We start from the raw sequence: 18,550 nt of genomic DNA, 5'->3' as shown, positions 1-18,550 counted from the left end.
CCCGGCGTCCCGAGCTCGAAATACACGAACCCCGCCAAGCAGCACCCACCAGGGGTGCGCCAGACGGGGTCATGGGGTCACGAACTCGCGCTCCGCGTTTGGATTGCCCCAAACGTCGGCTCGCGAATCGGCGTGATTCAGCCCTTCGGCGGCGCCGCGTCGAGCTTCGCGCGCTTGCGGCGACGGCGAGCCGCCTCCGCCTGCTTCTTCCGGCGCTTGACGCTCGGCTTCATGTAGTGGCGGCGCATCTTGAGCTCACGCAGAACGCCTTCGGAGGCAAGCTTGCGCTTGAGCATCTTGATGGCGCGCTCGATCCCGCGGTCGCTGACCACGACCTCGAGCGGCTTGCACTGTACGGCTTCACTCGGCATCGAACACCTGTCTTACCAAAGTTTCGCGACCAAATATCTGCTTCGCGAAAGGGGGCCGCGGAATTACCACGGCAGATTCCAACCCGCTAGGAGAAATCACGGGCTCCGACTCAAAAACCTCGAGCGGAGCTTCGTCGCCGACCGCTTCCGACCGGTACAGCGGTTCATGTACGCTGGATCGGCCTCGATGCTCAAGCCTGGCGATGTCGTCGGCCCGTATGAAATCCGCGGCTTTGTCGGCCAGGGCGGGATGGGCAGGGTCTATCGTGCCTTCGACCCGAGGCTCGAACGCACGATCGCGCTCAAGGTGATCGTCGTTCCGACGCCGAGCGCGACCACCTCGGCCGCAGACTCGGCGCGACTGACGAGCGAGGTGACGAGCCGGCTCCTTCGCGAAGCGCGGGCCGTAGCCTCGCTCAGCCATCCGAACGTGGTCGGCATCTACGACGTCGGTGAGTCGGAAGGCCGCCTCTATCTGGCGATGGAGTACGTCGTCGGCACGACGCTCCGGAGCCTCGTCGGCGCCACCGACGTTCCCCTCTCCCGCCGGCTCCGCTGGCTCGTGGACATCGCGCGAGCGCTCCACGCCGCGCATACCGTGGGTCTCGTTCACCGCGACGTGAAACCCGAGAACGTGATGGTTCGCGAAGACGGCGTCGTGAAGGTGCTCGATTTCGGCATCGCGCGACGCACGGTCTCTCCGACGGCGGACGACCAGCAAGCCATCGACACGGTGACCGGACAAGGCGCGATTGCCGGCACCCCCGTGTACATGGCGCCCGAGCAGATCAAAGGCAGCGAAGTCGACGCGCGTTGCGACCAGTTCGCCTGGGGCGTCATGGCGTACGAGCTGATTGCGGGCGCCCGGCCTTGGGCCGATAGCGGCGATCTGCTCGCCCTCGTCGCCAAGGTGCTCACCGAGCAGCCCGCATCGCTGCGCGAGCGCAACCAAGACATCCCCGCCGCCGTCGAGGAGACGGTGATGCGCGCGCTCGCCAAAGATCCGAAGGCACGCTTCGCATCGATGGCCGACGTGGCCGATGCCCTCGAGCCGTTCGCCACCCAGTCGACGGGTGGCGGCGAGCGGGTGCGGATCGCGCCTCGACGCGACGATCCGACGGCATTTGCCGCGACGACGCGCGTGCCGACGAGCGTATCGATCGCGCCGATGCCCAAGGACGCAGGCGGCCCGCCCGCGAAGAATCCGAAGGCACGAATCTGGTCGCTCGTCGTTCCGATTGCCCTCACCGGTGTGCTCGCCGGTGCGGTGGTTCTCGCACGACGCGCGCACCCGACGCCGATCCCGGCCGGTGCCCCTCGCCCGCTTTCGACCGTGCCCGAAGCCGAGGCCGCATTCAAAGAAGCGCGGAACCTGCTTCACGACGGCGTCGATTCCAAAGGACGCGCCGCGATGGCGCGCGCCGTCGACCTCGACCCGACGTTCGCCGCTGCGCACCTCGAGATCGCGATCCAGACGCAGCAGGAAGATCCCGGCGCCGCGCAGGCCGCATTCCAGAGCGCGTTCGAGCATCGCGAGATGCTCCTCCCGCGCGACGCCGCGCTCCTCGACGCGAGCGAGCCGTACATTCGTGCGAAACCCGATCTCGACGAATGGGAAACACGGATGACGTCGGTCGTCTTCCAGTTTCCACGCGACCCGGAGCTCCAGCTCTTTCTCGGGCGGGCGCGGGAGCGCCAAGGCGACGACGAAGGCGCCAAGGCCGCCTACGAGGCCGCGGTACGGCTGGACGCCTCGTACGTGCCAGCCATCGCCGCGCTTGCAGGCGCCGAGAGGAACCTCGGTCACGTCACCGAGGCACTCGCCGCGACCGAGCGATGCACGAAGCTCTCGCCGGTCGCCTCGACGTGCGTCGAAGCGCGCTATCGGCTCCTTGCCGAGCTCGGCGAATGCCATCGGGCGCGCGAGGAGGCCTCGCAGTGGCGTACCCTCGAACCGCAATCACCGAAAGCCTCGGCCACGTTTGCACGGGCTCTCTACGCCGACGGCGCGCCGCGCCCGAGCGTCGAAGAAGCGCTCGGGCGCGCGTGGTCTCTCCTCCCCGACACGAAGCGCACGACGGGCGAGCTCCGTGACCGCATCTTCCTCGCGATCGACGCCGGCGAGCTCGGAAAGGCCGCCGACCTCGCGCGCGAATACGACGAGAAGCTCCCGGCTTCGGCCGATCAGATCGACCACGCCATGCCGGCGCGCGTGCGGATGAACCTGCTCATCGAGAGCGACGATCTCCCCGGCGCCGCGAAGGTTGCCCACGGCTACCTCGATCGGATGGACGCCTGGCAGGTCTATCCCTTCGCCACCGACCCCGCGATCGCCTTCTACGAGCCGCTCTACCGGACGGGCGAGATTACGAAAGAAGAACTCAGTGAACGCCGCGCGCGCTGGATCGAACGCGAACGCAAGCGGCTCCCGGGTTCGGACCACGAGAGCACACGTGCATCGTGGAGCACGTGGATGAGCGTGTGGGGCGGCTTCTCGGAGACGCGCGAGGAAGCCGTCGACGCCGTCGCTCACATGCCGAACAACGCGCCGCTTCCCTCCGCGCGTCGAGGCGCGCAGCTCGATTTCACGATGGGCAAGGTCTACGCGCTCGCGGGTCGTCCCAACGAAGCGATCTCCCATCTCTTGCGGGTGACCAACACGTGCTCGGACGAACCGATGCTCGTGCTCCGCGCGCGTTGGTACCTGGGCAACGCGTACGAAGCCAAAGGCGACACCGCGCTCGCGCGCGAGGCCTATCAGCGGGTGGTCATGACGTGGCCCGCGACCGCGAAATCACGGACGATGCGAGCCGCTGCCAAGCGCCTCGAGGCACTTGGCAGGTAGCTCGCGACGAGGGGGCCCGCCCCGAGGACGGGCCGTCTCGAAAATCAGCCGCGCTTGCGGCCGCGACCGCCAGCGGCCTTCGCACCACCGCGCTTGGCGGCGCCGCCACCGGCGAAGTACGTGGTCGCGCGCTTCTGGCCTTCCTTCGAGATCAGGCCCTGGTCGGTGGCCTCACCGAGGGGACGCGGGAGCTCCTTCGCCTCGACGCCGAGCGCCTCGCGAATCTGCTCGGCGCGGAGGCCGCCGGGGTTTTGCTGGAGGAGGCTGACAATCGAGTTGATCATGGCCGCGATGTCGTTCGCGGAGCGACGGCCGAGACGGCCGCCACGCCCACGGCGGACACGGGGGGCCGCCACGGCCACTTCGGTGGTGACTTCGCGGGTGACGCGCCCGCGACGAGCGCCACCGCCACCACCGGCGGCGCCTCCTTGCGCGACGTCGAGCAATTCGTCGATCGACGCGCCCCGAAGGGCTTCGATGACGCTGCTGGCAAACTGCGATGCAAGACCTTCGATGGTGCCACGGAGGGTGCTCATGGGTAATCAGCCATAGGCCAAGAAGGATTCACTGCGCAATCAAATTCCAAATTACGGACTAAGAGAATGGGGCGCCGAACCGGCGACAAACGAAAACACGGTCACGAGAGCTCTCGAAGAGCACCGCGAATGAGACTTGGACGCCCCTGCGAAAGACTGGCGCTTGGCATGTGCAAGCAGTGCAAGGTGCACGGGTTTACGGCGGATTATGACCAGGATGGATAACCAACGGACCACCACCTGAGCCCGCTGGCGGGGGGTCACCACCGTTTCGGCACTGGTGCTGGCGACGGCCGTTTTTGGGTCTACTCGTCCGCTCGGGAGGTTCGTTCGTCTGGGACGATCATGCCCTCGTCGAGCGGAACCGGGCGCTTCGAACCACCACTCCGCTCAATTTCGTGATCCGGCCTTTCTGGCTTGCAGATCCGATGAGCGATCCCAAGCCGACCCATTATCGGCCGCTAACGAATTTTTCCTTTCATCTCGACGTCGTCATGAAAGGCGAGGAGCCTCGCGGTTTCCACCGTACGAAGGTTACTCTTCATGCGCTCGCCGTAGTGCTCTTCGCAGTTGTTGCGAGACGCCGCGGCGCCACGGTTCTCAGCTTCCTAGCCGCATTGGTATGGGCACGTTTGCCCCGACTCGCCGAATCCGTGGCCTGGATTGCCGGTCGATCCGACATCCTGGCAGCGCTCGGAATGTTCGCCGCGATGAGCGTTTGGCCTCCTGGCAGGTGCCGCGCGAGCGCCAGTATGCCAAGGCAAAATACGTCGATCCCGAGGCCGCGAAGCTCGCCTGTGGCTTCTCTTTCCTCGAACTCCTGGCAAACGAAGTTGCCATCGCGGGTGTCGCCGCAACCGCAGTAGGGACGTGGCTCGGTTCGGTCAAAACCGACCGCGCGAAGCGCACCGCGCTCCTCGGATTGCCGCTCCTTGGATATCTCGCGCTCCGGTTCGTGGGAATGGCGAAAGCCCTCCTGCCCTTACCGCACTGCCTCTGGGCGAGCGCATTCCGACGGGGTTCGAGGCTCTTTTTCGTTACCTCGAGATGTCGCTGGATCCCTGGCATCCTGCCAGCAGCATCGGCGTCGCGGGCGCGGTCGACCCGTCGCGAACGGCAGCTGGAGTCGTGATTGGTATCGCAATCACTACCGGTTCGGTCTTTGCATTAAGAAGAATTCACCAGCCGGCGAAAGCCACTCTTTCGCTGTCCGATTCGCCAGGTGCACTCGTTGGTCTGGTGTTTGCCGTTACGGCAATCGCGCCGGTATTGCACGCCATTCCGCTGAATTGAACGGCGCGGCCGCGGCGGATCATCGCTTGTACGCGCCGCGCGCGGGCGTCACTCTTTCGCTGTCCGTCGTCGCGAGCCGGCTGCGGAAGAACCCGGGACGCGTCGCAACGGGCGTCGCCGTCGTCCTGGCGGCCAGCTTCGTTCCGGTGACGATGACGCGAACGAACATCGACGACGACGAGCTCACGTTCTGGATCGACGCCACCGAGCGGTCGACTTCGGCGATCCCGCGCTGCCCTGTCGACTCCGTGCTTGGTCGCGCCGGGAGCTCGAGGGCCTCGGGCGGGCCAAACACGTCTCGCCACGCGCGCTCGCCTCCTCGTCAAGCTCCCTGCCATCCAACCGAACTGGCGCGACCCCACGATCCCAAGCTCGACGCTCGGACGCCGCAGGATGGGCGCGCCTCATGACGATCGCGGGACGTCTCCCCGCCAATGGCGACCAGGGCACGGCACGCGAGGTGTTCGGCGTGCTTCTCGAACGAGGAGGCGACCCCGGCGGGCCGGGCAAGCTCCTGAGCTCACGCGAGCGGGAAACGGTCCCGGCTCACCGCCCGACCGAGAATTCAAGCTCTTCTGTGAGGCGATCGATGTAACGACGGCAGACCTGCAGAAGCTCGGAGCTCGGCCCCCGCACCCAACATTTCCGCCGTCCTGCAAACCTACGCGTCTCGACCGGTACCGAAGGAGGGACTCGAACCCTCACGGGGGGCTACCCCGGCGGATTTTGAATCCGCTGCGTCTGCCATTCCGCCACTTCGGCGCGCGCACCTGCGTGCGTACGTCTACGTCGAACTTTGCTGCACGGTCGTTTCGCGACCGAGCCGGCACCTTACACGACATCGCGGGGTTGTGGATAGCCCCGTCGGGGATCCCGACGCACGAGACCGAGGATCGTCGTACACTGCCGGCCCATGGCTCTTCGCCTCGTTCGAGCTCTTTCCAAAGCCACGCGCGCCACGCGCCTCGCCCTGCCCCTGCCGCTCGCCTTCGCCGCCCTCGTCGCCTCGACGTCGCTCGGCGTCGCCGGGTGCAAGGACAAGGCAAAGGTCAGCGAAGAGGAGGCCAAGGTCAACGTGAAGGAACTCGTGACGCTGGCCACGGAGGACGTGGCGGAGGTCGAACGAGGCCTTCCCGAAGGCGCGAAGCGTATGGCGGCGACGCTGGCCAAAGAGCCGGAAGGCGCCAAGAATGCTCCGGCGGTCCGCTCTGCCCTCCTCAAGATGCGCCAGCAGGTGCCCGACCTCGGAAAGGCCAAGTCGACCTTCTTCGCCTTCACCGACGACAAAGGCATCGCGATCCGGAACGACCTCGAACAGGACACGATGGCCGGGAAAGACGTGGTCGGTGCCTACCCCGACCTCAAGCGGGCGCTCGCCGGCGAAGCGTTCGTCGCGACCACCGGCCAATTCCCCGGTGTTCCGAACCCGGCTGGGCCGGACAAAGAGTGGGTCGCCGGTGTGCCCGTCAAGAAGGACGACGGCACGCTCAGCGGCCTCCTGGTGACCGGCTGGACGTACCGGCGCTTTGCCTACCACCTCCAGGAGTCGCTCAAGCGCGACCTCCAGGACCGGCTCATGCGTGAGGGTGAGAAGGGCAAGCTCCCCGTCCTCTACGTCTTCGTTTTCGACAAGTCGGCCGTGTACGGCCCGCGCGGCACCCCCGCGGTCAATGAGCAGGTGCTCGGGGATCTGAACCTCGTCGACAAGACCGCGACGGGACCTGCGGACGGGACCATCACCATCACCGACCGTGCCTTCGGTTGGGCCGCCGGCCGCGTTCCGAAGCTCGGGCCCGACATGGGAATCGTCGTCCTTCGCAGCGAGATTTGACCCGCGAGCTTTGGCCCGAAACGTCAGCCTCGGCCCGAACGGCCGAGGCGATGCAGCGCGACGATACCCAAAAGCCACGAAGCCAACACGAGAACGCCACCCGCGGTTCGGTCGAGCGAGCCGGAAACTCCGAGGCCTAGGGCGATTCCCGCCGCGGCGATGACGAGCTGACGCTTGGCTCGTCCGAAGGCATCGGAGGCCGGCGCGGGCCCACGCTCGCGCGCTGGCTCGGGCGTATCGCGTGTGTCCCGTGAGCTCATCGGCATTTCGGGGCTCGCCACTCCCGACGTTGTACCAGAACGCGTGATAGAAGGTGGCCCATGCCGCGCTTCGCTGCGCTCGACTTGGGTTCGAACGCCCTGCGCCTCCGCATCGTCGAGGCTCAAGGGGTGTCGAACGGCCGCGAGCAGCTATCGCTCCTCCCCGATGCAAGCGGTGGGAGCTTTCGTGAAGTCCTGAGCCTCCGCGCTCCCGTTCGCCTCGGCAGCGAGGTGTTCGTCACCGGTAGGCTCGCTGCTGCGTCGATCGGTCAGGCGTGCACGGCCCTGCGCGAGTTCCGGACAGCGATGGATACCGCGAAGGTCGACGCCTACCGCGCCACGGCGACCAGCGCCGTCCGCGAGGCGTCGAACGGCCCCACGTTGGTCGAGCGCGCGCGCCGGGAAGCCGGCATCGAGCTCGAGGTCATCGAAGGCATCGAAGAGGCGCGCCTCATCCAGCTCGCCGTCATCCGACGGCTCGGTCTTTCGGACCGCCGCGCGCTTCTCGTCGACGTCGGCGGCGGCTCGACGGAGCTCACCTACCTCGACCGCGGGCGAAACGCCTTCTCCGTGTCGCTCCCTGTCGGAACGGTGCGCCTCCTCGAGACGTACCTTCGCGGCACCAAGACGGTCGATCGAACGCGCCAGCGCCTGCTCTTCGAAGGCGTCGACCGCGTTCTCGCCGAAGCGATCCCCCAGCTGAAGAAGGTGCCCTTCGAGGTCGTCGTCGGTACCGGCGGCAGCGTCGACACGATCGTGGAGCTCTGCCCGATCAAGGGTGGCCACGCGGGCTTCCCGCGCGCCGTCGACGTGTCGGCGATGCGCAATCTCCTCGGCAAGCTCTTCGACATGCCGACGGAGAAGCGTCGCGAGACGTACAACCTACGGCCCGATCGCGCAGACACGATCGTCCCTGCCGCTTCGATCTTCCTGCGCGTCGCGGAGGCCTTCAAGGCCGGCGCGATCGTGGCGCCCGGGGTTGGCCTCAAGGAAGGGATCCTCGAGGAGCTCGTCGACAAGTACTTCGACCGCTGGGACACGGAGTCGGAGACACGCACGGTCGTCGACGCGTGCGTGCGGCTCGGCAAGCGTTACGGCTTCGATCAGTCCCACGGCGAGCTCGTCGCCTCCTTCGCGATGCAGCTCTTCGACGACATGGCCGGTCATCATCGCCTCGTCGAACGCGATCGCTTGCTCCTTCGCGCGGGCGCCCTCCTCCACGACATCGGCGACTACGTCCGTTACGACGGTCACCACAAGCACAGCTTCTACCTCATCCAGCACGCAGACATCATGGGGCTCACGCCCGACGAGCGATCCATCGTCGCCAACGTCGCGCGTTACCATCGCAAGAGCCCGCCCGATCCTTCACATCCGAACTTCCGCGACCTCGACAAGGATGCCCGCGCGAAGGTCCGGAGCCTCGCGGCGATCCTGCGCATCGCCGACGCGCTCGACCGCGAGCACCTCGGCAAGGTGACCGGCGTTCGCGCCGAGATCGATGCCGGCAAGCGACGCCTCTACCTGCACGTGACGGGTGACGAGGATCGCGAGCTCGAAGAGTGGACCGTGCGCGCCAAGTCCGAGATGCTCCGCGACGTCTTCGACCTCGAAGTCCAGATCGCCGGGAGCCCCCGCACGTCCTGGCGTCCGGATCCTTCGACGCCGCCGCCGTCGGTGCGCAACGCGAAATAGGCCGACGCAAACCGACTCACCGGAAGAGTTCGTTTCGTACTACCCTCGGGCGCGGTCGATGCGCCCTCTCACGCCTGCCTTCGGGATCGTGCCCCACCGCCGATGGTCGTGGGTGGCGACGGCGTTTGCGCTCACCAGTTGGGCGACCGGCTGCACGACCCACTCCGTGCCGGACCCCAAGGCCGCCGCCGACGAGTATGCCCGCGCGGCAGACCGCGGAGACGCCGACGCGATCTACGCGATGATGACGAGCACGGCGCAGAAGTCGCGTTCGAAGGACGACGTCCGGCGCCTCGTCGACGAGCAGCGCGTGGAGCTCAAAGAGCAGGCCAAGCAGGTCACAGGCCGCGACGCACGCATCGAGGCCACTGCACGGCTTCGCTACGAAGACGGCGAAGAAGCTCAGCTCGAGCTTCGCGACGGCCGGTTCTGGATTACCTCGTCGGGCTCTCTGCCGGGCGGGTCGCGAACGCCCGAGCAGGCGCTCGATCAGCTGCGGCGCGTGCTCGCGAGGCGCAGCTACGCAGGCTTGATGCGCGTGCTCACACCTCAGACGCGCGCTGCCGTGGAGCAAGACCTCCGCTCGCTCGTCGAAGGCCTGGAACGCCCGGAAACGCTGCGCGTGCAGGTCACCGGAGACAGCGCCACCGTGATCGTGCCCGGCGGTCATACGGTCAAGTTGAAGCGTGAGGGCGGCGTCTGGCGAGTCGACGACTTCGACTGAGCTGGGACGTGCGCCGTGCCTCGCGCTAGAGTGGCGACCGAATGAAGCGTGCCGCTGCCGTCCTGTTCGTCGGTCTCGTGAGCCTGCTGTGGCTCGCGCTGCCACGACCGGCGCGCGCGTTCGGTGACGTGGGCGCCTTCGATCCGCGCGCGCTTCGCGTAGGCGGCGTCAACGGGCCCGCACGACCAAGTGCGCCCGCTCGATGGGCGCGCGAGCTGGTTCAGCGAACGAGTGCCCCGGCGCGCGTCAAGCCAACCGAGGTGCGTGCCGACGATCCCAGCGTCGTCGACAGTCCGTTTCTCTGGCTCAGCGGGGAGAGCGCGCTCACGCCCTTCTCTCCGCAGGAGATCGCCGGCCTCCGCAAGTTCTTCTCGCTCGGCGGCCTCCTGCTCGTGGACGACGCGGGTGTCGGTGACGACGGAACGCCGAGCGCATTCGGTCGAACCGCACGCGAGCAAATCGCGCGCGTCCTCCCCGACACGAGCCCCATCGCGCTCGGCGCCGACCACGTCGTCTTCAAATCGTTCTATCTCGTGAGGCGTCCCGAAGGACGCGTCCGTGGTCCGCAAACGCTCGACGCCATCGTGCGCGGCGGCAAGCCACAAGTGCTCTTCTCCTCGCACGACATCGGTGGAGCGCTCGCGCGCGGCGCGACGGGGGCCTGGGAAAACCCGGTGGTCCCCGGCGGTGACGCCCAGCGGGAGCGCGCCATTCGCCTCGCGGTGAACATCTCGATGTACGTGCTCTGTTCGAACTACAAAGACGACCAAGTCCACGCGCCGTTCCTCATGCGTCGCCGCGCGTTGCCCGTGGTGCCCTGAGGTCGCACGCGGATGCACACTCGACTCGCGGTCAACGGAGACTTGCCCCCCTGGGCAGCGATTCTCGCATGCGTGCTCGTGGCAGTGAGCCTGCTCGTCTTGCTCGTCGTCGAGCTGCGAAGGCGCGAGCGCGGCGGTCCCCTCATCGTGGTCACGGGTCTGCTCGCCCTCGGTGCACTCCTTTGCGCCGTGCTCCGGCCGGTGCGCATCGCGGCGCGCGAAAGCGTCGTCGGCGCGAAGGTCGTCGTCCTCGCCGACACGTCGCGATCGATGGCGCTGCCGGAGAGCGAAAAGACGCCACGCGGAGCCACGCGCGACCGCGCGATCACCGAGCTCGGAGCTCGCTCGAAGGACGCGCGGCTCGCCATTCTCGGTTTCGGCGAGGGCGCGCCCGCCCCGTTCGCTCCTGGAAAAGACGGCCCCGCGCCTTCGCAAGCGCCGCGCAGCGATCTGACGAGCGCGCTCCGGGCGATCGCGGCTTCCGCCGAAGAGCGCCCGCAGGCCGTCGTCGTCGTGTCCGACGGCCGGCTCGACGATCCGCCGGAGGGCGCATCGAAGGAGGCGATTCAGGCGATCGTCCGCGATCTGAAGGTGCCCGTGCACACGATCGCGACGACGAAGGAGGCACCTGCCGATGCCAGTGTACGCCGTGTATCGGCCGCCGGCGCCGCCGTCGCGCACGTCCCTCTTCCGCTCACCGTCGAAGTGGGCTGTGCGGGCGGGATCTCGTGCGACGAGCTCACCGTCACCGCGCGCGAGCTTCGCGAAGACGGACCACCGGCGCTGCTCGCGAGCGGCCTCACGCACCTGAAAGACGGCAAAGGCACCGTCGACCTCGCCGTCACGCTCGAACGCGCGGGCGCGCGCATCATCGAGGTCGCCATCACGCCGCCCTCGGGCGACACGATTCCGGAGAACGATCGACGCCTGCTCACGTTCAACGTCGCCCGCGAGCGCGTGCGCGTGCTGCACGTCGCCGGTCGCCCCACGAACGACGTCCGGGCGCTCCGCGAATGGCTGAAGAGCGATGCGTCGGTCGACGTCGTCGCGTTCTTCATCCTGCGAACCCAGGCCGACGATCCGAACGCGCGGCAGGAAGATCTCTCGCTCATCCCCTTCCCGGTCGACGAGCTCTTCACCGAGCACCTTCCGTCGTTCGACGCCGTCGTTCTGCAGGACTTCGACGCGCAGCCTTACGGGCTCGAGCGCCACCTCCCGCAGCTCGCGCGCTACGTGCGCGCCGGAGGCGGTCTCATCATGGTCGGCGGCCAGAACTCGTTCGTCGCGGGCGGCTACGCGGGCACGCCCCTCGCCGACGTGCTGCCCATCACCATGGATGGCTCGCCGGGCGCAACGGCCGCGGACGTCGCCAACGTCGTGCCCGCCTGGACCGACGAAGGACGCAGCGCACCGCTCTTGGCGCCGCTCCGCGAAGTGGCGTCCGAAGAGCTGCCGTTGATGCCCGGGGCGAACGTGCTCGGCGACGTTCGCCCTGGGGGGCTCGTCTTGTGGGCCCATCCTTCGCGAACGACGCGGTCCGGCGCGCCGATGCCGATCCTCGCGATTGGCGATCAGGGCGACGGCCGTTCGATCGCGCTCGGCATCGACGGCGCGTGGCAGCTCGAATTTTCCCAGCTCGGCGCGCGAACCTCGGGCCGCGGGTACGGCGCACTCTGGGACGGCCTGCTCGGCTGGCTCATGCGCGATCCGCGCTTCGAGTCCGGACAGCTCGAGCTAGCGTCGCCGTGCGTCGCGAACGAGCCGGCGAGGCTTCGCGTGCGCCTGCCGAAGGCCAACCAGAACGGCGAGAGCACGGCATGGATCGAGCTCCGACGCCTCGACAAGCAAGATGCGCCGCCCGTGAAAGTGACCCTTCCGCGCTCCGTTCACGACGACGGCACGGCGGTCGAGGTCGCGATGCCTCCGCTCGCCGCCGGAGGGTACACGGCACGCCTCCGGCTCGGTGCCGGTCCGACCACGCGTCGAGATTTCGCGTGTGAGTCGGGCGGCGACGAGTGGGCCGACTCGCGCCCCGACGTCGAGCGCCTCCGCGCCATCGCGGACGCGACGGGCGGAGCATTCCGCGACGCAAGCGGGGATCTCGCGCTCCCTCTGCCGAAGCCCGCCGTGGTGAGCGCAGAACGACACGTGGTGCCCGTGGCGCCGCCCTGGATCTGGACGCTTGCTGCGGCCTGCGCGCTCGGCGTCCACTGGTTCGCCCGAAGGCGCAGCGGCCTGTCCTGACTGCGCTCCCGACGTGCTAGCGTTGCCTCGTGCGCAAGGGCGTCTTCATTGCCTCGCTGCTGTGTTTCGGGGTGCTGGGTTCCCAGCTCGCTCCGCGGCACGCGCTCGCGCTCGTCTGGCCGGACGTTCCCGAGCGCGTCGAGCGCGGCCTCGCCTCGCAAGATCCGGTCACCCGCCGGGCGGCAGCGCGTGAGCTCGGCACGCTCGGGCTCGAGCGTGCGACTCCGCTCGTGCTTCGCGCGCTCGGTGACGGGGATACGGAAGTGCGCTTGGCGGCGGCCAAGGAGGCCATTCGGCTCCACGTCGTACCTGCCACGCCCGTCGCGCTGGCGTGGCTGACGGAACGAGAGCCTCGCCTCCGCGTCGCCGCATGCGAGGTGGCGTTCGCCATGCCGGATGCCAAGGCGGTTCCCTCACTCGCCCGATCCCTCGGCGACGCCGATCCGTCGGTGCGAGGAGCATGTGCCGACGCCCTCGGCGCTTCCGGCTCGCCCGACGCCGTCGCCCCTCTCGCCGGAAAGCTCGACGATCCCACGCCCGCGGTGCGTGTCCAGGTCGCGCGCGCCCTCGCCAAGCTCGGCGATCCACGTGCCGTCGTGCCGCTCGTCGGCAAGGTTCAGGACTCGACGCCCGAAGTCCGGCAGGCCGTCGTGCGCGCGCTCGGCGATCTCGGAGATCCGCGCGCCACGCAAGCGCTCTTGCTCGTCCTGCGCGACAGCTCGCCCGACGTGAAAATGGAGGCTCTGGCCGCTCTCGGACGCCTCCGCGCGCCCGACGCGGCGTCGGCCATCGCGCCCCTCGCGCTCGAGCGCAATCCAACCGTGCGCCAGGCCGCTCTCGTCTCACTCGGTCGTATCGGTACGCCCGAAGCGATTCGTGCACTGGTCAATGCGCTCGGAACGCAAGAAGACGCGGCGGCCACGCTGGAGCGGACGGCCGTGCGCGAAGCGCTCGTGTCGGTGGGGCCGGCCGCGATCCCCGAGCTGACCGGCCTCCTCGAAAAGCCTGGGTCCAAGGCCGTGACCACGAGCGCGGCGTGGGTCCTCGGCGAGCTCCACGCAACGTCGAGCGCGAAGACCATCGTGACCGCCCTGCGCAAAGGAACGCTCCCTCCGGCGGCCGCACTCCACGCGCTCGCAGGCGCGGGAACCGCCGAACAGGTGCCGGTCGTTCTCGAGTTCGTGGGCGATCCGCTCGTGCGTCAGGAGGCGCTTCGCACCGCAGGAATCCTGCTCGATCCGACGAAACCGGACGGGCGCGCCGTCGAGCCGCTCGCCGCCACGCTGAGGTCGCCGCGCCTATCCATCGACGAGCGCGCGCAGCTCGTGACCTTGCTCGGCCGGACGGGAGCGCCGCGCGCCGCCACGGAGCTCACGGGGCTCGCGGCTTCGAAGGATCCGACCCTGCGCATCGCTGCCATCGATGCGCTCGGAGCGCTCGGAAGTGCCTCGCCGAAAGATGCTTCGGGCATCGCCGATGATGCGCTCGTGCCGCTTCTCGTGGACACCGATCCGGCCGTTCGTTTGCATGTTGCAACGGCTCTCGGAGCCAGCGGGGGCACCAAGGCTCGCCAGGCGATGCTCAAGAAGCTCGACGGCGGCGAGGAGCTCGATCGTTACGCCGTGCTCGCCGCGCTCGGCGGCATCGGCGAACGCCTGCCCGATGATGCAACCACGGCTCGCCTCTTCCGCGAGCTCGCCGTCGCCGCCGGCCCCGAACGCGACGCCGTCCTCGAAGCCGCAGGACGCTCGCGAACGCCCGCCGCGGTGAAGGGTCTTGAAAACGCGGCCAAGGGCGAGCCGGACGATCGGCGCATGGTCGCGATCATGCTCGGTGGCCAGCGCGGTTCGACGGAGGCGCTATCGCTCCTGCAGAAGCTCGCCGAGGATCCCGACGCGACGGTCCGCGCGCAGGCGGTGTTCAGCCTCGGAACGCTCGGCGACGCACGGTCGGTCGGCGCAATCGCGGCGCGAACCAAAACGGACGACACGGCTGTCGCGACCAACGCAGCCGGAGCCGTCGCTCGGATCGCGCGAGGTCTCGGCCCTGGCGGCGCGCCTGTCATCGGCCCCGTCGCATGCCCGCTCCTGTCCGACGCTCGCCCCACCGTGCGGGCCAATGCACTCGTCGCGCTTGCCTTCGCCAAGGCCCACTGCGGCGACGACGACACAGCCCGAAAACTCTTGCTCGACGACGCCAGCGAGCTCGTTCGGGCGTCCGCCGCGCGTGCGCTGCAGGCGGTCGCCGGCGGCCCCGCGAACGGATCGACGAACAGGGCGACCCTCGCGGATCGAACGGCGCTCGAACGCTGCGCCTCGGTCGATCGCAACGCCGAAGTCGCGCGCATTTGTCGAGCAGCGCAACCCGCTCCGCCCCCCAACGAAGCAACGACGGCGCGGGCGGTGACCGTCTTCATCATCGGCGAGCCGCAGAACACGGCGAAGCCGCACGCACCGTATCTCCTCGAGCACGAGGGCGGCGTGCTCCGTGAGGGCATCGCCGATCGGCGCGGGGCAACCTTCGACCCGGCGGCACCGCCCGGCAACCTGACGCGAAGGCGTCTTCCCTCGCGATGACGAAGCGCGCATCGAAGCGCCGCAGGCGCAAGAATCTCGAGGCCCCCGAGCTGATCGAGGACCTGCTCGAACGCGCCGGCGAAGATCGCTTCGCCAAGCGTCGTTCGCCGATCCCCCGTCGCGAGTGGCGCGCCGCCGTCGGGCCGCGCATTGCCGATCGCGCTCAGCCGATGGCGATCGAACGCGGTGTGCTCATCGTCAAGGTGACCACCAGCGTGTGGGCCAACGAGTTGCAGATGCTCGCGCCCGAGCTCCTCGCGCGCTTGAAGCTGCGCGGCTTCGCGCTCGATTCTCTGCGCTTCCGCACCGGCCCTCTGGACCTCCCCGATCGGCCTCCGGAGCGCCGCATCTCGCGCAAGGTTCCGCCCCCCGCCACGCTCGAACCGGAGCTCCGCTCGGCCGTCGAGCGCGTGGCCGACGACGATCTTCGTCGCACGATCGAACAAGCGGCCCGCGCCAATCTCGCGTGGCAGAAGCACCTCGGCCGCACGGAGAAGTAGCAAGGAGCGCGCGGCCGACGCGTTCAGCGCAAGGCGGCGAGACGCTCGAGACCTTCGAGGCGCTGGAAGAGGAAGCGCTCGGCCGGGCCATAGCGAGGAAGGTTCTGCCGGAGCATCGCCACGTAGTTGCGCAGGCGATGGATGTCGACGGCGGTGACCTTCCGCATCGCGTTGTACAGCTCGTCGATGACGTTCGCCGGGGCAGGACGCTTCTGCGCGGCATAGAGCTCGATGACGTAGTCGGCCCAGCCACCCTTGCCGGTGGCGGTCGCGAGCTTCGCGCTGAACTTGGCGGCCTGGTCGACGAGGGTCGAAGGCAGCGGACGGCCCGCGCGGGTGGCCTCGATGACGTCGGCGAGGGCAGACGCGAGCAGTCGCTCGGCTTCACCGGCCTTACCCATCGCGAGCGCCTTCTCGGCGACGCCGGAGAGCAGCTTGAACTGATCCGCGCGCCGCACCATCGACGGCTCGGGATCGGGATCGACCGAGGACGAGGGCTGGAGTCCGACGCTCGGCGTATTGAGCCGGAGCTTCGGGAGCGTCATCTTTCCGAGCGGCATCCCCGCCTGCGGATCGCGCGCCGCGAGCAGCGTGAGCTCCTGCGAGCCAATGAGGATCCGATCGCCGACGCTCAGGTTCACCTTCGCGTCGATGCGATGGCCGTTGACGATCACGCCGTTACGGCTCGCCAGATCTTCGATGGTCACGCCGCTCGGAGTCACCTCGAAGATCGCATGGCGACGAGACACGAGCGGATCGTCCAGCGAAAGCTGGCAACTGGCATTCCGGCCGACGGCGAAGCTGCCCTCGTTCAGCTCCAGATCATGCTGTAAGTAGCGGAGCCTGAACCGCATCCGTCACGTGCGCTCTCGAGCTATGGAAATACCGAAAAGAGAGGCTCCTCGGCAAGGAACCGTAGAATCGCGCTCGAAAAGCGTGCCCCAGAAGACGTCCGCGTGAAAGACGTTTCTTCGTGAACGAGCGAGATCTCGCCGGATCGAGCGTGATCGAGCACGATTGAGCGGGATCAAGCGAGATTGGGCTCGATTGACCCCGTTCGCGCCCAGTTCGCGCCCCGTTTGGACCCGCTGCCCCGCCGCATCGCCGCGCTGCCCTCGAGGCCTTGAGAGAGCGATCAGCTCGGTTTTGCCGTCCGAAGGGCAGGTCGGACCGAGGCGGAGACGCGCTCCAGCGCCTCGACGGCCGGGAAGTTCTCCGCGGTCATGGGGAGCGTCCGCTGGTGGGCGACCAGGTGCTCGACCGGCTCCGCCATGTCGACGGGAAAGTGCACGGCGAGCTCGCCGAGCTTGCCAACGACATCGTGCGGCACCGCCAGGGGCACCCGCCGGTAGACCTGCGCGACCCAGAGACCCCAGGTCGGGTCGCGGAGCGTCAGGCTCGCGCGCACGGCACCGAACGCCAACTTGGCGAGCTGGGCCCCGTCGACGGCATCGCCCCGCGCGAGGAGCTCCTCGACCTGGACGGTCGCGCGGCGGAGGATCCGCTGGATGTCCTCGAAGCGCTCGAGGCCCAGGGCGCGCTCGAGGACCTCCACGAAGAGCTGGACGCTCCAGACCTGCTGCGCCGCCGTCCCGAACGAGCCGCTGAGCGTCTCCTCGTCGAGAGCCTCGGTGGCTCCGCAGTTCGGGCAGGCCCCGGCTTCCTGCGGATAGGGCATCCGGCAGCGCGCACAGTGGCGCAAGAATCCCGTCGTTTTCGCGGAAGAATGGGGAGCTGCGTCGACCCGGCAGAAGACGAGCTCCTGCGTGCCGATGCGCAGTCGGTCGCCGTCTTTGAGCTCCACGGGCTCTTTGGCCGCGACGCCGTTGACCTTCACGCCGTTACGGCTGTTGAGGTCGTAGACCGTCGCCCGATCGCCTTCGAGGACGATGCGCGCGTGATGACGCGAGACCAGAGGGTCTTCGATCGTCACATGACAGTCGGAGCTCCGCCCGAGGATCGTCGCCCCTCTGGGGAGATCGAATTCCTGAAGCAGAAACCGCAGCCGGTAGCGTGCCACGTCGTTCTCCCGACTCCCGACCTACTTGCGAACCGACCCCCCGCATCCCGCCCGCAGACTGACCAGCCGAATATAGCCTCCGGTTGGGCCGAGCTCCTAGCAGGAAGTTGCGACCCAAAAGCATCACGAAAAAGCTCCGGTGTGGGCAGGATGGAACTCGGCGCCCCAAAGATCGGTCGGTCAAGACGGCCGCTCGGTTTGGAACCGAGCCTTACGCAAGGCTCCTTGTGGTAACCTCGCGGGTGTGGGCACACTGGTGGACGACGCTCGGCGTGGGTCGACGATGGAGAAACACCAGCACCATGCGGCTGACGGAGCGGACGGGGCGCTCGGCTCACAGCCGAAGATCGCCCTCGAAGTCCAGGATGGCTCGCGGTCGGCTGGACAGGCTGGGCAGTCAGTGTCCGAGAAGTCCGAGAAGAAGGTGGGTCCTTTGGCGGCCGAATTGATGAAGGCGTTGTCGGAGTACGTCGCTGCCCTCGTGAAGGCCGACGGCGGTGAGCTTTATGTCGTCAGCGCCAGCCAGGACGACGTCCATGTCCACCTCGCGGGGACCTGCGCCGGATGCCCGGGCGCCACGATGACCCGCGAGCGCCTCCTCGAGCCGACCGTCCGCGGGGTGATCCCCAAGGCCACCCTCAAGGTTACGACCGGCTGGCGGATCCCTGAAGGCGCCACCCGCGTCGATCCCAGCTGAGAGCGTACGCGCGGCCTCGCGCGTGACAGACCTGCGGCAGTGACCGTACGGGCGCGTGAAGACATGCGCCCTGCGACGGAACGTCATGGCAGGTCGCTGATCGTCACGGTATCGCGAGCGCGGCCGCATGCGCGCTG

General features: G+C 68.3%; 16 protein-coding genes and 1 tRNA gene. 10 read left to right on the top strand and 7 right to left on the bottom strand.

Annotated features, from left to right (window positions below; all coding sequences use genetic code 11):
- Nucleotides 1–137: 137 nt before the first annotated feature.
- Complete coding sequence (rpsU, locus tag AKJ09_RS37210; RefSeq protein WP_146652596.1) at nucleotides 138–371, bottom strand: 30S ribosomal protein S21; 234 nt, start codon at nucleotides 369–371, stop codon at nucleotides 138–140.
- 187 nt (nucleotides 372–558) lie between these two features.
- Here rpsU and AKJ09_RS37205 point away from each other — a divergent pair, with 187 nt between their 5' ends.
- Entirely contained in the window at nucleotides 559–3,216 is a 2,658-nt protein-coding gene (locus AKJ09_RS37205) for a serine/threonine-protein kinase (protein ID WP_169928165.1), read from the top strand.
- A gap of 44 nt (nucleotides 3,217–3,260) precedes the next feature.
- Here the strand turns inward: AKJ09_RS37205 and AKJ09_RS37200 are convergent, their stop codons facing one another.
- The gene (locus AKJ09_RS37200) at nucleotides 3,261–3,752 is read right to left on the bottom strand and encodes a hypothetical protein (RefSeq protein WP_146652594.1); all 492 of its coding nucleotides are present in this window, start codon (nucleotides 3,750–3,752) and stop codon (nucleotides 3,261–3,263) included.
- A 1,047-nt stretch (nucleotides 3,753–4,799) separates the two neighbouring features.
- Between AKJ09_RS37200 and AKJ09_RS37195 the strand changes: the two genes are divergently transcribed.
- The gene (locus AKJ09_RS37195; protein WP_146652593.1) at nucleotides 4,800–5,045 is read left to right on the top strand and encodes a hypothetical protein; all 246 of its coding nucleotides are present in this window, start codon (nucleotides 4,800–4,802) and stop codon (nucleotides 5,043–5,045) included.
- Nucleotides 5,046–5,064: 19 nt separating this feature from the next.
- Here AKJ09_RS37195 and AKJ09_RS37190 read toward each other — a convergent pair whose 3' ends face one another.
- Nucleotides 5,065–5,340: a hypothetical protein gene (locus AKJ09_RS37190; protein ID WP_146652592.1), complete on the bottom strand. Its 276-nt coding sequence runs from the start codon at nucleotides 5,338–5,340 to the stop codon at nucleotides 5,065–5,067.
- 383 nt (nucleotides 5,341–5,723) lie between these two features.
- Nucleotides 5,724–5,807, bottom strand: a tRNA-Leu gene (locus AKJ09_RS37185).
- Nucleotides 5,808–5,958: 151 nt separating this feature from the next.
- Here AKJ09_RS37185 and AKJ09_RS37180 point away from each other — a divergent pair.
- Nucleotides 5,959–6,876, top strand: a complete 918-nt coding sequence (locus AKJ09_RS37180; protein WP_146652591.1) for a hypothetical protein — start codon at nucleotides 5,959–5,961, stop codon at nucleotides 6,874–6,876.
- 23 nt (nucleotides 6,877–6,899) lie between these two features.
- On the opposite strand, the gene AKJ09_RS37175 is transcribed toward AKJ09_RS37180, so the two are convergent.
- Nucleotides 6,900–7,157, bottom strand: coding sequence for a hypothetical protein (locus AKJ09_RS37175; RefSeq protein ID WP_146652590.1), 258 nt, complete (start codon nucleotides 7,155–7,157; stop codon nucleotides 6,900–6,902).
- 39 nt (nucleotides 7,158–7,196) lie between these two features.
- Between AKJ09_RS37175 and AKJ09_RS37170 the strand changes: the two genes are divergently transcribed.
- The 6 genes from AKJ09_RS37170 to AKJ09_RS37145 are packed head-to-tail and all read left to right on the top strand — an operon-like array spanning nucleotide 7,197 to nucleotide 15,696.
- Nucleotides 7,197–8,831, top strand: coding sequence for a Ppx/GppA phosphatase family protein (locus AKJ09_RS37170; protein ID WP_146652589.1), 1,635 nt, complete (start codon nucleotides 7,197–7,199; stop codon nucleotides 8,829–8,831).
- A 58-nt stretch (nucleotides 8,832–8,889) separates the two neighbouring features.
- Nucleotides 8,890–9,555 carry a hypothetical protein gene (locus AKJ09_RS37165; protein WP_240488716.1) on the top strand — a complete coding sequence of 222 codons (666 nt, stop codon included), beginning with the start codon at nucleotides 8,890–8,892 and terminating at the stop codon, nucleotides 9,553–9,555.
- A gap of 41 nt (nucleotides 9,556–9,596) precedes the next feature.
- Nucleotides 9,597–10,376, top strand: coding sequence for a DUF4159 domain-containing protein (locus AKJ09_RS37160; RefSeq protein ID WP_146652588.1), 780 nt, complete (start codon nucleotides 9,597–9,599; stop codon nucleotides 10,374–10,376).
- A 12-nt stretch (nucleotides 10,377–10,388) separates the two neighbouring features.
- The gene (locus tag AKJ09_RS37155) at nucleotides 10,389–12,620 is read left to right on the top strand and encodes a glutamine amidotransferase (protein ID WP_146652587.1); all 2,232 of its coding nucleotides are present in this window, start codon (nucleotides 10,389–10,391) and stop codon (nucleotides 12,618–12,620) included.
- A 29-nt stretch (nucleotides 12,621–12,649) separates the two neighbouring features.
- Nucleotides 12,650–15,196 carry a HEAT repeat domain-containing protein gene (locus AKJ09_RS37150; RefSeq protein WP_146652586.1) on the top strand — a complete coding sequence of 849 codons (2,547 nt, stop codon included), beginning with the start codon at nucleotides 12,650–12,652 and terminating at the stop codon, nucleotides 15,194–15,196.
- Nucleotides 15,193–15,696, top strand: coding sequence for a DciA family protein (locus tag AKJ09_RS37145; RefSeq protein WP_146652585.1), 504 nt, complete (start codon nucleotides 15,193–15,195; stop codon nucleotides 15,694–15,696). Before AKJ09_RS37150 ends, AKJ09_RS37145 begins: the two co-directional genes overlap by 4 nt.
- Nucleotides 15,697–15,719: 23 nt before the next feature.
- Here AKJ09_RS37145 and AKJ09_RS37140 read toward each other — a convergent pair whose 3' ends face one another.
- Together AKJ09_RS37140 and AKJ09_RS37135 are read right to left on the bottom strand one after the other, a co-directional pair.
- Nucleotides 15,720–16,550, bottom strand: coding sequence for an FHA domain-containing protein (locus tag AKJ09_RS37140; RefSeq protein ID WP_146652584.1), 831 nt, complete (start codon nucleotides 16,548–16,550; stop codon nucleotides 15,720–15,722).
- 281 nt (nucleotides 16,551–16,831) lie between these two features.
- Nucleotides 16,832–17,716, bottom strand: coding sequence for an FHA domain-containing protein (locus AKJ09_RS37135; protein ID WP_146652583.1), 885 nt, complete (start codon nucleotides 17,714–17,716; stop codon nucleotides 16,832–16,834).
- A 283-nt stretch (nucleotides 17,717–17,999) separates the two neighbouring features.
- On the opposite strand from AKJ09_RS37135, the gene AKJ09_RS37130 reads away from it, so the two are divergent.
- The gene (locus AKJ09_RS37130; protein WP_146652582.1) at nucleotides 18,000–18,413 is read left to right on the top strand and encodes a NifU family protein; all 414 of its coding nucleotides are present in this window, start codon (nucleotides 18,000–18,002) and stop codon (nucleotides 18,411–18,413) included.
- Nucleotides 18,414–18,550 lie beyond the last annotated feature (137 nt).

The sequence above is a fragment of the Labilithrix luteola genome (assembly GCF_001263205.1).
GTDB lineage: Bacteria > Myxococcota_A > Polyangia > Polyangiales > Polyangiaceae > Labilithrix > Labilithrix luteola.
This window is presented reverse-complemented; position numbering and strand designations above follow the sequence as displayed.

What these genes read in the sequence shown, in the direction of transcription:
- AKJ09_RS37155 (WP_146652587.1), top strand. Translation starts at nt 10,389, where the DNA reads ATGCACACTCGACTCGCGGTCAACGGAGACTTGCCCCCCTGGGCAGCG.
- rpsU (WP_146652596.1), bottom strand. Translation starts at nt 371, where the DNA reads ATGCCGAGTGAAGCCGTACAGTGCAAGCCGCTCGAGGTCGTGGTCAGC.
- AKJ09_RS37195 (WP_146652593.1), top strand. Translation starts at nt 4,800, where the DNA reads ATGTCGCTGGATCCCTGGCATCCTGCCAGCAGCATCGGCGTCGCGGGC.
- AKJ09_RS37130 (WP_146652582.1), top strand. Translation starts at nt 18,000, where the DNA reads ATGGAGAAACACCAGCACCATGCGGCTGACGGAGCGGACGGGGCGCTC.
- AKJ09_RS37140 (WP_146652584.1), bottom strand. Translation starts at nt 16,550, where the DNA reads ATGCGGTTCAGGCTCCGCTACTTACAGCATGATCTGGAGCTGAACGAG.
- AKJ09_RS37165 (WP_240488716.1), top strand. Translation starts at nt 8,890, where the DNA reads ATGCGCCCTCTCACGCCTGCCTTCGGGATCGTGCCCCACCGCCGATGG.
- AKJ09_RS37170 (WP_146652589.1), top strand. Translation starts at nt 7,197, where the DNA reads ATGCCGCGCTTCGCTGCGCTCGACTTGGGTTCGAACGCCCTGCGCCTC.
- AKJ09_RS37145 (WP_146652585.1), top strand. Translation starts at nt 15,193, where the DNA reads ATGACGAAGCGCGCATCGAAGCGCCGCAGGCGCAAGAATCTCGAGGCC.
- AKJ09_RS37200 (WP_146652594.1), bottom strand. Translation starts at nt 3,752, where the DNA reads ATGAGCACCCTCCGTGGCACCATCGAAGGTCTTGCATCGCAGTTTGCC.
- AKJ09_RS37180 (WP_146652591.1), top strand. Translation starts at nt 5,959, where the DNA reads ATGGCTCTTCGCCTCGTTCGAGCTCTTTCCAAAGCCACGCGCGCCACG.
- AKJ09_RS37160 (WP_146652588.1), top strand. Translation starts at nt 9,597, where the DNA reads ATGAAGCGTGCCGCTGCCGTCCTGTTCGTCGGTCTCGTGAGCCTGCTG.
- AKJ09_RS37205 (WP_169928165.1), top strand. Translation starts at nt 559, where the DNA reads ATGCTCAAGCCTGGCGATGTCGTCGGCCCGTATGAAATCCGCGGCTTT.